General features: G+C 34.1%; 10 protein-coding genes. 5 read left to right on the forward strand and 5 right to left on the reverse strand.

Annotated elements, in window-relative coordinates; translation table 11 throughout:
- Positions 1 to 221: 221 nt before the first annotated feature.
- Positions 222 to 1,187 carry a tetratricopeptide repeat protein gene (locus ACP6PK_RS05045; protein ID WP_426558313.1) on the reverse strand — a complete coding sequence of 322 codons (966 nt, stop codon included), beginning with the start codon at positions 1,185 to 1,187 and terminating at the stop codon, positions 222 to 224.
- A gap of 713 nt (positions 1,188 to 1,900) precedes the next feature.
- Between ACP6PK_RS05045 and ACP6PK_RS05050 the strand changes: the two genes are divergently transcribed.
- Together ACP6PK_RS05050 and ACP6PK_RS05055 are read left to right on the forward strand one after the other, a co-directional pair.
- Positions 1,901 to 4,114, forward strand: coding sequence for an FkbM family methyltransferase (locus ACP6PK_RS05050; RefSeq protein WP_426558315.1), 2,214 nt, complete (start codon positions 1,901 to 1,903; stop codon positions 4,112 to 4,114).
- Positions 4,115 to 4,448: 334 nt separating this feature from the next.
- Positions 4,449 to 5,408, forward strand: coding sequence for a GDP-mannose 4,6-dehydratase (locus ACP6PK_RS05055; protein WP_426558318.1), 960 nt, complete (start codon positions 4,449 to 4,451; stop codon positions 5,406 to 5,408).
- Positions 5,409 to 5,907: 499 nt separating this feature from the next.
- Here ACP6PK_RS05055 and ACP6PK_RS05060 read toward each other — a convergent pair whose 3' ends face one another.
- A complete protein-coding gene (locus tag ACP6PK_RS05060; protein WP_426558320.1) occupies positions 5,908 to 6,453 on the reverse strand; it encodes a hypothetical protein in 546 nt (181 codons plus the stop codon).
- A gap of 186 nt (positions 6,454 to 6,639) precedes the next feature.
- On the opposite strand from ACP6PK_RS05060, the gene ACP6PK_RS05065 reads away from it, so the two are divergent.
- Together ACP6PK_RS05065 and ACP6PK_RS05070 are read left to right on the forward strand one after the other, a co-directional pair.
- Complete coding sequence (locus ACP6PK_RS05065) at positions 6,640 to 6,828, forward strand: Uma2 family endonuclease (protein ID WP_426558340.1); 189 nt, start codon at positions 6,640 to 6,642, stop codon at positions 6,826 to 6,828.
- Between the two features lie 1,069 nt (positions 6,829 to 7,897).
- A complete protein-coding gene (locus tag ACP6PK_RS05070; RefSeq protein WP_426558322.1) occupies positions 7,898 to 8,791 on the forward strand; it encodes an alpha/beta fold hydrolase in 894 nt (297 codons plus the stop codon).
- Positions 8,792 to 9,086: 295 nt separating this feature from the next.
- Here ACP6PK_RS05070 and ACP6PK_RS05075 read toward each other — a convergent pair whose 3' ends face one another.
- The 3 genes from ACP6PK_RS05075 to hisD form a co-directional block, all read right to left on the reverse strand.
- The gene (locus ACP6PK_RS05075) at positions 9,087 to 9,662 is read right to left on the reverse strand and encodes a DUF3747 domain-containing protein (RefSeq protein WP_426558324.1); all 576 of its coding nucleotides are present in this window, start codon (positions 9,660 to 9,662) and stop codon (positions 9,087 to 9,089) included.
- 907 nt (positions 9,663 to 10,569) lie between these two features.
- A complete protein-coding gene (locus ACP6PK_RS05080) occupies positions 10,570 to 10,995 on the reverse strand; it encodes a universal stress protein (protein ID WP_426558326.1) in 426 nt (141 codons plus the stop codon).
- A 437-nt stretch (positions 10,996 to 11,432) separates the two neighbouring features.
- The gene (hisD, locus tag ACP6PK_RS05085; RefSeq protein ID WP_426558328.1) at positions 11,433 to 12,797 is read right to left on the reverse strand and encodes a histidinol dehydrogenase; all 1,365 of its coding nucleotides are present in this window, start codon (positions 12,795 to 12,797) and stop codon (positions 11,433 to 11,435) included.
- 666 nt (positions 12,798 to 13,463) lie between these two features.
- Between hisD and rpsT the strand changes: the two genes are divergently transcribed.
- Positions 13,464 to 13,802, forward strand: a complete 339-nt coding sequence (rpsT, locus tag ACP6PK_RS05090; RefSeq protein ID WP_094672773.1) for a 30S ribosomal protein S20 — start codon at positions 13,464 to 13,466, stop codon at positions 13,800 to 13,802.
- The last annotated feature ends 253 nt before the right edge of the window (positions 13,803 to 14,055 follow it).

Here is a 14,055-nt window from a genome sequence, read left to right on the forward strand (position 1 = left end):
ATATAGATAGTGATTTGAGGATAGTAATTTAGGGTGGAAATTCCGAAGAGCTGAAGAGAAAAATCCTCCAATTCCCTCCTTTAACAGAAATAGTAATTATTTGCCGACTCGACTTTTTATGAAAATATTACTACCTCTACAAAACTACAACAAATAATTATAAATTTATCCATCTCCCCATACTCCAACACTCCCCACATTCCCCATCCCTATTAATATTTTTATCCTAATTCAATGGCGCGACTATAAGCTGCACTTGCTTCATCTATTTTTCCCTGCTTTGCTAAAGCATCACCCAAATTTTTCTGAAATAAAGGTGAGGTTGGATTGAGATTTATTGCTTGCTGAAACATATAAATTCCTTCTTCCAACTCTCCCACTTTTGTTAAAGCTTCTCCTAAATAATTATAAGCACAATCTGACTTAGGATTAATTTCAATAGTACGACGATAGGAGGTTATCGCTTCCGACCACCTTTCTTGTTGTGCCAAAACCATGCCAAGTTGTAGATAAATATCTGGATTATTTTTCTCTACTTCCAAAGCAATTTTATATTCAGAGATTGCTTGATCAATATCACCTTGCTTTGTCAATATTTTGCCTAAATTAAAATGAATTTCTTGATTTTCTGGTTCAGTTATTAAAGCAATTTTATAAAAAATAATTGCCGACTCTAGTTGATTTTTTCTAAATAAAGTATTAGCCAAGTGCCGACATATTTCTGAATTATATGGCTGAATTTCTAAGATTTTATGGTAATTACTTTCATCCCCAGGAGAATATTCTATTGCTAGACGATAATTACTCAGTGCTACTTGTAAATTTTCCAGATAACGTTGTTGAAAAATATCCCCTAACCTTTCATATACTTCTATTAAAGTTGGTTCTAGTTTAACCGCTTTTTCATAACAAGCGATCGCCTCATCCCACTGTTTTTTTCGAGAATATAAATTACCAATAATTTTGTATAATTCTGCTAAATTAGGCTGAATTTTTAATGCCTGAGTATACCAACTTAGGGCAACTTCTAAATTTCCCTGAGTTTCCCAAACATTTCCTATAGTTTGATAAGCTGGAATAAAATCTGGTTTTGTCTCTATAATTTGATGACATAGAGCTAGCGCTACATCAAATTCACCTTTAGCTAAATATTCTGCTGCTTTTTGCTGTTTTTCTAACACATTCACTGTTAAGTATGGATATAGATTTTTTTCACTCTTTAGTATATTAGGCTAAAATATATTCCATATTGAAAAATTATTGATTAATCAAATCCTAGACAAAATGTAATCATTCAGCCGTCAGCTATTAGCTGTCAGTTATTAAGTTATTATCTCACTTATCCTCAAGGAGAAATTAGTCTCTAAGGAAAATTAAAATTTACTACTAAAGTATACTCCTTTAACCATATAAAAAATTATTCATTATTAGGTTTTAACCCAGTTCCGATCCAGAAGGCTTGCTGACTGCTAATAGCTGAATGCTTACGAGAAAATAATCCCTAATATTGTATTTATTATTAAGTAAGTATGTGAAAAAAAATATCAAACTAAGAAGAGGTTATAGGTAAGAGGAGAGAAATTGTTTAATTATTTTTTTCTTTTCCCTATTAAGGCTTCCTCTCTGAAAAATTATTTTCTATTTAATTTGACATTCTTACTTACTAAGTAGATAATTAATAATATACTTTGGAGAGTATCCTGATTTAGATACCTCTTAGTAATCTTTTAAATCTTAAAATACTTTCAGAGGTTAAATTCAACAAATATGCTTAACCTTCTGTCTACTTGCTCTTGCTTTGCACAAGAACTTTTTCTTCCCTATCTTGAAGATTTCTTTTAATAGTATCTCAATTTATTTATTTTTTCCTGAACTGTCAACTCTTTAAGTATTAATCAGAATGAAATTAGATTTAAAGAACCTTTGTTTACAAAAGTCAGTCACCCCCAGAGGTATTATTCATGTTGGTGCTTATGATGGTAAAGATATCAAACTTTATCAAACTCTAGACATATCAAAAGTTCTGTTCATTGAAGCTAACCCAACAGTATTTGAAAGGTTAAAAGCAAATATTGCCACAGCATCTGTCAATGTACAAGCTGTTAACTATGCTATTACTAATCAAAATGGCAAAGTCACATTATATGTTAACTCAATAGCTCAAAGTAGTTCTATTTTTCCCTTGAAATATTATCGAGATATTTACCCAAATATTAAAGAAACTCATCAACTTACAGTTGAGTCAAAAACTCTGGATACTTTGTTACAAGAATTAGAGCTGCCTCCAACAGATTTTAATATCCTAAACTTAGATATTCAAGGGGCAGAACTTTTAGCATTAAAAGGAGCAACTAATCTACTTAAATATATAGATGCAGTTTACACTAAAGTTAATTATGAAGAACTATATGAAGGTTGTGCTTTAGCAGAAAAAATTGATGAATTTTTAGCACAGACTGGTTTTGGTAGAGTAGCAGAAGCAAAACCTTTCCACCCATCTTGGGGAGATGCTTTTTATGTGAGAAAACAAGTAGTTACTATGTCTACTCTTGGCAAAAATGGTAACTTGGGGAATCAAATTTTTCAGTATGCTTTCTTAAAAATATATGCTCAAGAAAATGGATTATCTGTAGAGACACCTGCATGGGTAGGTCAAGAATTATTTGGGCATAAAGATAGAGAAATTTCTGAAGATTTGCCTGTAGTTGTTGAGAATAATAATGAAATTTTCCCTGGTAATGGAGAAGTTTGGAAAAATGTCGATATTCAAGGAGAATTTTTATATCATACTAGGTATTATGCTACCCACAAAGAATATTTTCGTTCTTTATTTCAACCTGTAGCAGAAATAGAAGCTCTGGTAAAATTTGCTTGGAAAAAGTTGCACTCTCGTGGCAAAACTATCATCGGTTTACATTTACAATCACACTTAGATGAAAATAATAATTCTGTGGTTGCTCCTAGTGAATGGTATAAAATTTGGTTAGATGGTTTATGGGAAACTTTAGACGAACCAGTTCTATTTATTGCTAGCGATAATTTAGAGGAAATACCCCTAGTTTATTTTGCTGAATATAATCCTATAACGGTTCGAGATTTGGAAGTAGAGGTTAATCTAGAATATCTGAATTTTTTCTTATTGAGTAAGTGTAATTTTGTTGCTATTTCTAATACTCCCTTTGCTTTTACTGCTTGTCTATTCAATGAAGCAGGAAAATACTTCTTTCGCCCCCACTTTTCCACGGCAAAACTTATACCTTTTGAACCTTGGAATAGTCAGCCAGTTTTTCGGGATATAGATATTGATGAAGTAGGAAAAAGTATTTCATCTGAGGCACAATTTCAGCAAACTTGCGCAGAATTAGAAAATAGTCAATCTCAGAAAGACGAACTTTCTCAAAAATTAACATCTACTCAGTCTCAACTTCAGCAAACTCAAACAGAATTAGAAAATATCCAATCTCAAAGAGACCAAATCTTAGGAGAATTAGAACAATTCCACTCTCAACTTCAGCAAAGCCAAGAAAAAGCTAAAAATGCCGAATCACAACTACAGCAAAATCGCGAAAATTTAGAAAAGACTCAATCTCAGCGAGATGAACTTTCCCAACAATTAACATCTGCTCAATCTCAACTTCAGCAAAATCAAGAAAAAACTATAAATGCTGAATCCGAATTACAAAAAACTCGCTCCGATCTAGAAAAAATCCAATCTGAGCGAGATGAACTTTCCCAACAATTAACGTCTGTTCAATCTCAACTTCAGCAAAATCAAGAAAAAGCTAAAAATGCCGAATCAAAACTAGAAAATAGTCAAACAGAATTAGATAAATCTCACTCCGAGCTACATGATACCCGAGAAGAATTAGAAATTACTCAATTTCAACTAGATGAAGTACAGGCAGAATTAGAACAATCTCAATCTCAGTTATCCAAACATCAGGAAGAAATCAATAACTATCAATCCCAACTTCAACAAACTAAAACAGAACTAGAAAAAACTAAATTAAAACTAGAAAACCAGGAAAAAATATTACCCAATCAAAATACAACAAACTATGCAGCTCATCTCAAAAATCTAGCAAAAATTCTCGCAGAAACAATCCCAGATTGATACAATATATAATGGATAATGGATAATTGATAATTGATAATTGATAATTAATCCCCAGGGGTTGAAAGCCTCTCCTGTGAAAGAGAAAAAAGAAATAAGACTTCCGCACTTGGTTCTATCCTCTCGGTTTTAACCAGAAGTAATTATTTATTATCTATTAATGAAATTATTCCCTATAATTCAATACGATTCAGATAAGATAAAAACTTCTATAGCATGAAACTTTTAAAGTAGCTCTTAAAATTATAGAACTGCCAAAAAAATCCTTAACTGAACTGTATCGATCTTATAGACTCATTTACTTTCCTTCTTCCTTCTTCATTCTTTAAAGATTATGAAAACAGCATTAATTTCAGGAATTTCTGGTCAAGATGGCTCCTACTTAGCCAAACTATTACTAGAAAAAGGTTACAACGTTTGTGGCACTTCCAGAGATGCTCAAATGTCTACTTTTAACAACTTATCTCGTTTAGGTATTCGTGACCAAATAAAATTAGACTCTATGTCTTTAAATGACTTTAGAAGTGTCTTACAAATATTAACCAAATATCAGCCAGATGAAGTTTATAATTTAGCTGGTCAAAGTTCAGTAGGTCTCTCTTTTCAGCAACCTGTAGAAACATTAGAAAGTATCGCTACTGGTACTTTAAATTTATTAGAAGCAATTCGTTTTACTGGAGCAAAAATTAAATTATATAATGCCAGTTCTAGTGAATGTTTTGGCGATACAGGCGGTCAACCCGCTACAGAAATTACTCCATTTCGCCCAAGAAGTCCTTACGCTGTTGCTAAATCTACAGCTTTTTGGGAAGTAGCAAATTATCGAGAAGCTTATGATTTATTTGCTTGTTCTGGTATTTTATTTAACCATGAATCTCCCCTCCGACCACAACGTTTTGTAACTCAAAAAATTGTCTCAGTTGTTTGTCAAATTGCTCAAGGTAGTACCGATAAATTAAACTTAGGAAATATTTCAGTACAAAGAGATTGGGGTTGGGCACCAGAATATGTAGAAGCAATGTTTTTAATGTTGCAGCAAGATGAAGCAGATGATTATGTAATTGCCACTGGAGAAACTTATCCTTTGCAAAATTTTGTAGTTGAAGCTTTTAATTCTGTAGGATTAAATTGGCAAGATTATGTAGAAGTAGATGAGAGTTTATATCGCCCTACTGATATTTCTATAGGTAGAGCAAATCCAATTAAAGCTGAACAAAAATTAGGATGGAAAGCAAATTATAAAATGCCAGATGTTGTGCGAATGATGGTTAAGGATAGAATGAATAATGGATAATGGATAATTGATAATTGATAATGGATAATTGATAATTATTTAGTTTGAAAACTTTTGTATTAAATTGAAAAAATTTACATTTCTATTCTCTCAAAAAAAGACTTTATTACAAAGTTTAGTATTTTAATTAATTATCCATTATCAATTGGTAAATAAAGTCTATTTATTAGCAATTTTATAATCTTTGTTTTGGTGATTTTTTATCTGTCTTGAAAACTTATTAAAACAACAAAAATAATATCTCTAGAAAATGGCGTTCCCTTAACTATAAATAACTTTCAAAAGCGCTATTTTAATACCAAATTCAAAAAAGGCAGTTACATCTTAAGTTGTGATTTATTCCTAGAATAAAAAGCTTGATAAATCCCATAAATTCTAAAAATCAAACCTTTTTTCCTCTTTTTTATTATTTTTTTCTTTGCCTGTTGCCAGATGAGCTGTGCCGTGACTGTAGCAATATTTTATGAAATTGGTATAACGTAGTCATAAGCCTTGTTTCTTACTTTTGCAAATATTTGATGTTCTTGAGGATGAGCCAGTTAATAGTGCGATGATCCACAAGGCGGGTGCGATGCTCTCCTTCGGCCTCCAGATCGATGACTTGGCTGCGTCCCATCTTAGGTTCTGTCTGTAAGAGATACCCGACAAGCGTGCGTTCCTCCCCTTGAAGCGCTTGCTTAACAGAAGCTTTCAACTGCTTTTGCGCCTGTGGGCTAGTTAACTCCTGTCCTTTCAGGGTTGATAAAACCGCCTCTAAGACATCTTCTTCTTTGATTTTCTTGCGAAAGTTAACAGTAAATACAGTATCTCCTGCACTCTCCAACAACTCACATAACTCTGTACGGCTTACCTTTTGCTCTTTCTCGTATTGTTGGGCAAAATACATACCTTCTTCTACGATACCCTTGGCCACTGTTATCTGATACCCTCTCTCATTTGTCAGCTCCAGCTCATCTTCTAGCACTTTAGTGACGGAGTAATACTGAACCTCAGAGAGGTTGTCTCCAACCTTAATCTGAGTAAAATCACATTTGCTTCCCATCATTGCCCTCCAATTTATATTTGCTTGACTGGGATTTCATAACATCTTAACTATCTATACTTAATGTGCGCTACAGAAATTTTTTGCATTAAAATTTTACCAAACAACTAAGGTTTAAAGCCTCTCCTTTGAAGGAGAAAAGAGAATGATTATATAGAAGGTGCGCCAGAATTAATTGTTGAAGTTGCTATTAGTAGTGCTGCTTATGATTTACATGATAAATTAAAAGCTTATCAACGCAATGGAGTAAAAGAATATTTGGTTTGGAGAGTTTACAAACAAGAATTAAGTCGGTTTCAGTTGTCAGAAGGTGAGTATATTTCTGTTTCTTTAGATGAAAATGGAATTATAAAAAGTCAAGTTTTCCCTGGATTATAGTTAGCAGTTAAATATTTAGTAGAAAGAAATTTAGCTGAGGTATTGAAATGTACTTAAACAGAGATTAGCTAGTTCATAACATCAAAATTTTATCGCTCAACTTAACAGTTAATTACTATTTTTATAAAGTAGCACAAGCATCTTGCTTGTAATCACAAATTCCACACGCTTTATCAAATCCACTGTAATTCTAATTTTTAGTTAGAATGAGTATATTTCTGTTTCTATAGCAATCCTAAATAGGTCGTAACAAGTTTTATAATAGTTAAAAAGAGCTTAAAACGTTGAAAATTATCACTCCTGACTCCTGACTCCTAACTACTCCCAAAATACCACAACCGATTAGAGGATTGCTATATCAATGAAAATGGTGTTATAAAAAGTCAAGTTTTTCCTCAATTATAGTTAGCCGAACATCAAAATTTTTTCACTAAAATTAACAATTAATTACTATTTTTATAAAGTAGCACAAGCATCTTGCTTGTAATCACAAATGCCACAAGTAAATGCCAAATATTTGATGAAATATTCTGTAATTAGAGTTTTTATTTAGAGTGAGTATATTTCTGTTTATGTCGATTAAAATAGAGTTCTAAAAAGTCAATTTTTCTCTGGATTATAGTTAGCCATCAAATTATTAATAGAGGAAAATTTAGTTAATGTTAAAAATAGCCTATCCAATTCATTTTAGACAGCTAAGTACCTAAACAAAATTATTTACCCAATTATTAATTATTAATAATTAAATAATTCTGGTTTAAAGCCTCCCCTTTTCAGGGTAAAAAAAGAAATGATATTTCCCGATATTCAATTCCGTAACGGTTTTAACCAGAGGTAATTATCAATTATCAATTAATGAACTATTCTAATTATCTGGAATCTCTATAAGGCAAAAAATTTAGCTTATATAGATGTGTAATTAATGTTGTGTACCTGCTTATATCTATCATTTTTTTCAATATTTATTCCTTCTTTTCTAGATAACTAAAGCCTTCTTCTTCCTTCTTCCTCCTTCCCTCTTCCTTATTTTCTATTATGATAATTATGAAGCTTCACAAAAGTTTATAAAATGAACACAATTACAGCAAACCCAACTTTAGAAAATCAACTAGACCAGTATACCTGGACTTGGAAAAGCCACCAAATCCAATATACCGTCATGGGAACTGGACAACCCTTAATCTTAATCCATGGCTTTGGAGGTTGTATCGGTCACTGGCGTAATAATATTCCCACCCTCGCTGCTGCCAACTATCAAGTATTTGCCCTAGACTTACTAGGATTTGGAGCATCTTCTAAGCCACCCATAAATTACCATATTCAACTTTGGCAAGAATTATTATACGACTTTTGGAGTGAACATATCCAAAAACCCACCATATTTGCTGGCAACTCCATAGGTGGATTACTCAGCCTAATGATACTAGCAGACCACCCAGAAATTTCTAGAGGAGGAATTTTGATCAATTGTGCTGGAGGCTTAAACCATAGACCTCAAGAATTAAATCCGCCCCTAAGATTCATCATGGGAATGTTTACCAAATTAGTCAGCTCCCCAGCTTTCGGACCATTTATTTTTAACCAAGTCCGTCAAAAACATCGTATCCGTAACACTCTCAAACAAGTCTATATAAATAAAGAAGCCGTCACAGAAGAATTAGTAGAAATAATCCATCGTCCCTCTTGCGATGCTGGAGCGCAAAAAGTTTTTGCTTCAATTCTCACTGCACCTGCTGGACCTCATCCCTCCGAATTGTTACCAAAAATTCAAGCACCATTGTTAGTCATCTGGGGAGAAAACGACCCTTGGACACCAATATCTGGTGGAAAAATTTATCAAGACTTAGCAGACAAAAGTGGATCTATTCAATTTAAACCTATACCAAATACAGGTCATTGTGCCCACGATGAAAGACCCACAATAGTTAACTCTTTGATTTTAGATTGGCTCGACCAACAGTGAAACTCTTAATAGGCAAGACTTTCAAAATTTATCAAAAAAAAATTCCTGAAAGTAGTGACAAAACGAGTTTAGTAGGTTAGACTATCTAGCGTGTGAGGAGCGAATGAGCGAGAGCATCGAGACGAAACACGGCCAGTCGTCGATGCTCTTTCTAAATAATAATTCTGTTAAAAATCTCTAGTCAAATTAAGACACTATTCTTGTGTCATTTTCCTTTTTAAGTGGTGTTGAGGAGCATTAAAAAGCGGTCATTTTTAATGACCGCTTTTTTAAATTTCAATTAATTTTGATACATCTAGTTGGGATTAGAACTTTCTAACTCTGTTGGCATCCAGTCAGTAGTAACATATATATGCCCTAACTCTTTACCCTGATAACTTCTTTTAGCAAACCGCCACCCAGGTTCAAGAACAATCTTAGTAAACCCATTCGCCAAACCATAAGTTCTACCAATTAGTAGTCGTGGTGCATTAGAATCAACACGAGAAATACCCATCAGTCGTATATCACCCCCACTCATTTGTAAAGACAGAGCATAGTCAAGGGCTAGATCAGTACCTGCCATTCGGATAGAATAACCATTACTGTCAGTAGCACGTCCACAAATACCTGTAAAATCGAAATTTAGTAATAGTGGATCGACTAACGTAGGGCGATCGCCACTTTCAGTCCAGCATTCTCTAGCATCGGTTTTTTGTTCCAAGATGAGTAATTGTGGTCCAAAAGCACGGGGGACTGCAATTGCAATGTATCTAGACTGCTCCACTTCTTTTTGGTCAAAGAAATTGGCCTGTGCTGGAAAAATAGAAGATAAAGTCAATAACCCTAAGGTTGTAAATGCAGCTATAGACTGCTTGAAAAGAGTTTTCATATGTCTTATTGAGTCTGAATTTTATATAACTTCAAGAATGTAAATTTTAGAAAATTTTAGAATTTATTTTCATACTTATGCTAGTATTTGTCAAATCCTATCTAGCCCAAATTCTCTGTGTTAGATAAAATTTTTTATTTTTTTAGTTTCTCCATTTTTGAGATTTAGCTCTTAAAATTTGTTTCTATGTGAAATTATGATTTATTTGACATATAAAAAATAGGATTAGTATAGTTGATTGCTGATTTTCAGTAATTTATAATTATTCAAATTTCCACTTCCTACAGAGTTTACATTTGAAATATGAATAGAGAATTATACCAGTTTTCATGTTTTTTAGAGTACAGATATTTTGGTTTAAAGGAAGAAGGCTTTAGTTATCTAGGAGAGAAGGAAGAACTTTTGTAGTCATGAAGTGAAAACCGCTATAAATACTTGAAGGAAAAGTTCAATAATTAACAATTAATAATTAATAATTACCTCTCCTGAAAAGGAGAGAATTTAGACCTGAAATTATTCCGTTGAAGATGAATAAAAAATTTGTGTGATTGAAAATATGAAAATATAGTTTGACAGATAATCTGAAAAATCTATATTATAGTCATTTCAGTTTAAATTGATACGAGTGTTTCTTTCCTTAAAAAGGTTTTAGCCCAAAAAGTGTTTTCTCCTTATTTCCTTATTTGAAATGACTATAATTTCCCAATGAATTAGCAGAGGAGAGATTTTTTAGACTACAGAAAAATTATATATGCCTTATCTTAACTTAAGAGTTTAACTTGTGAATTAGTTTTGAAGGATTAAGCTTCTAACTTGCCAAGAGATTAATCAAGAATTATGTTCAAAACTTTGGTGAATTAAGCTTTCAGACTTATTCAGCAAGCCATACTTACAAAAAAGTAGTAAGTTATCTCTGTTTAACCACAAACACTGAGCAGTTTGCTTCAGCAATAACCTGACTACTGACAGACCCCTGTAAAATCCGATTTATACCTTTTAACCCGCGACTACCAATCATAATTAAATCTGCACCATAAAAATTAGATAAGCGAACAATTTCTTCAGTTGGATCGCCAATAACAATTTCTATCTCAGTTTGACAAGGAAGCTCTTCTTGGTAATATTTGAGCTGCTTTTCAAATTCCCCAAGAGAAATTTTTTCGCTATCCAACTGAGGTTTATCTACTTCCAAATCAGATTTTTCCATAGCAACCACATGAGATAAAATCACTTTCGTTTCTAATGTTAAGTTAAATTCTGTCAATGCTTGAATAACTGGCTCTAAGTCTGACTGTGAATTGCTAAGAGCTACAATAATTGTTTTAAAGGCCATATAAAAGAATATTATACCACTTGGACAAATATTTCCTACAAATCTTTGTTCCCTGTTCCTTCTAAACACAGTTTTGTCACATTATTTGATTAAATTGGTATGAGAAATAGGAAATGAAAAATTTAGGTTTCTCAAAAGAAACCCAGTAAACTTTGAGTGAATTCAGTAGTAATTTATCTGCTCTATAAAACTTAGAAAAAAACTTAATAAAGCAAAATTTGAATGTTTATTTACTGCATCACTCCAAACTGTCGGCAACACCCTCATCAGACAGACTTTCTACCGTAGTAACCCAAGGCAAACTTTACCAACCTTAATATTGGTATTAACATCTAAGTCACCTTAGGGTATTACCAACTTAAAACTGGAAAATACTATATTTGACTGACATATTCTCCCGCGATCTAAAGATTCTAACGGGAGTCATCTGGCATCATTTATAAATTTTTGCCGTCATTTTCCTGACTAATTGTTTCTTGTTTTCCCCACTCTTGTTGTTCTTGATCCTGAGCTTTCATCCTCAATCTAACTGAGTTAGCATGAGACGGTAAACCCTCAGCAGTAGCCAATACATCAATAGCAGAAGCAACCTTTTGTAAAGCAGTAGGAGAATATTGAACCAAACTAGAATGCTTCATAAAAGTTTCTACCCCCAATGCCGAAGCATAACGAGCAGCGCCAGAAGTCGGCAAAGTGTGATTTGGCCCTGCCAAATAGTCTCCCACAGCTTCTGGAGTTGAATAACCAAGGAAAATAGCACCAGCATGGCGAATATTTTCCAATAGATCCCAAGGATCTGAAACTTCTAATTCCAAATGTTCTGGAGCAAATTGATTAGAAAGTTCAGCAGCAGCTTTCAGAGATTCAACAACAACCACCAAACCATAATGGGCGATCGCCTTTTCTGTCAAAGTGCGACGTGGATGATCCTGGAGTTGTCGTTCCACCTCAACCACCACCTGACGTGCTAGTGCTGAATCTGTAGTCAATAAAATAGCAGCAGCTAAAGAGTCATGTTCTGCTTGAGCCAACATATCTGCTGCCAGATGAACCGGGTTGGCCTCAGAATCTGCAATAATCAGTACCTCTGAAGGCCCAGCCAAAGAATCAATACCTACTGTACCATAAACAATTTTCTTGGCCAAAGTCACATATATATTACCAGGCCCAGTAATCACATCCACTTTTGGTATAGTTTTTGTACCATAAGCCAGAGCAGCTATTGCCTGGGCTCCTCCAATTCGATAAATTTCTTGAATACCTACTTCTTGAGCGGCCACCAGTACAGCAGGATTAATTTTTTTTCCTTGAGCAGGTGGTGTCACCATCACAATCTTGGGGACTTTAGCCACTTTAGCAGGAATAGCATTCATCAGAACTGTGCTAGGATAAGCAGCCTGACCACCAGGAACATAAAGTCCAGCTCTATCGACAGGAGTATAGCGTTTGCCCAAGACCACCTCATCATCACCAAACTGAACCCAGGACTTAGGAACTCGTTGTCGGTGAAAAGCTTCTATCTGTTTAGCAGCCAAACGAATTGAACTTAATAAGTCCTTATTTACCTGCTGATAGGCCGCATCTAACTCAGAACCACCTACCTTTAACTCTTCTGGAGTCAAAGTGATATGGTCAAACTCAGAAGTATAGTGTAACAGAGCTTCATCACCTTGTTCTCTAACGGAGCGCAAAATTTCTCGCACCGTTGTTTCTTTATGAATAGCCATATCATCGTGGGTACGCTCTGTGATGCGTTTTAATTCAGCTTGTGCCTCAACCCACTGAGTAATTATTCGCAGCATAGAGATTAGGAATGCCAACTAAAAAATAAAGTTCGCGATGCGCGAGAGTCGTTTGAGAAACAAAAGAGTTGGATCAACATTAAGACTATCTATTATCTAATATAATGTTAAACACTGAACTGATAAGTGAGAAATAAAATGCCTACTCATCGCCAATTGTCTTGTAATGACCCTAATTTTATCTAGGGGCAAAAGTTAAACAATTCTCCCTGTTTCCAAATTACCCATTACTCTTTGTTATAGCGTGAAGTCGCAACACTGGCATCTTGAAATACTTGATGAAATCTTCTCTGGCTTAGAGACCTTGAGATTTATACCTAGTAGGCAACTTTTTTCAATTTGTAATAATACCTTGCGTAGTAACAAAATAAATGCTAAGATAACTAGATATTTTGTATACTAGACTAGCTTTGAGTAAGGAAGCCTTAAGTTTGGTGACTTACTTTGCTTTGGAGCGACCTTGGGACTCAAAGAGAAAAAATTGATCTGCGCTGCTGGCACTGAAACATAAACTGTGCAACTAACAATGTAATGCGTAATGCGTTAAATCCTGCGCCAGATTAAGAGTGTTTCGGCTGTAACGGAGAACACACAAGGGTTATATGAAAGGCATCGCCAGGATGCCAAACCCTAATTAATTATTATATTATGATGTCAAAGTAAACCATGGCCAATATTAAGTCTGCTATTAAACGTATCCAAGTTGCTGAACGTAACCGTCTGAGGAACAAAAGCTATAAATCCGCACTTAGGACTTTAATGAAAAAATACTTCATTGCTGTTGAAAACTATGCCTCCAATCCCACAGATGAATTAAAGACAGAAGTTGAGCAGCGGATGTCAAAAGCTTACAGTAAAATTGATAAAGCTGTGAAACGTGGTGTTTTACATAAAAATAATGGTTCTCGCAAAAAGGCTAGATTAGCTAGGTTTTACAAGAGACATTTAATGGCCGAAAAAAGTCAGCCAGATTCTGCAGTTTCAGATGGTTCTGTAGCTTCTTAAAGGCAATTGCCAGTGGTTTAAACGCTACGCTTCTAGGGAGAAGTTAGCTTCAGTTTTAGTTCAAAATAACTACAATGTATTGATTGTCTAAATTGAAATCCTGCTGAAGTTGCGGTTGTGGGACAAATAGGCCATTCAGAAACTCCTACTTCAACCATTTGTCCATTAACATTTATTCTAACTGCTCATATATACCTGTGACTGTAGTTCGAGGCTAACTACTGAAATTAAATAGTTGGACGATATTGAAAGG

This window comes from Dapis hubbardiae BLCC-M172 (assembly GCF_050016015.1).
Classification (GTDB): domain Bacteria; phylum Cyanobacteriota; class Cyanobacteriia; order Cyanobacteriales; family Microcoleaceae; genus Trichodesmium.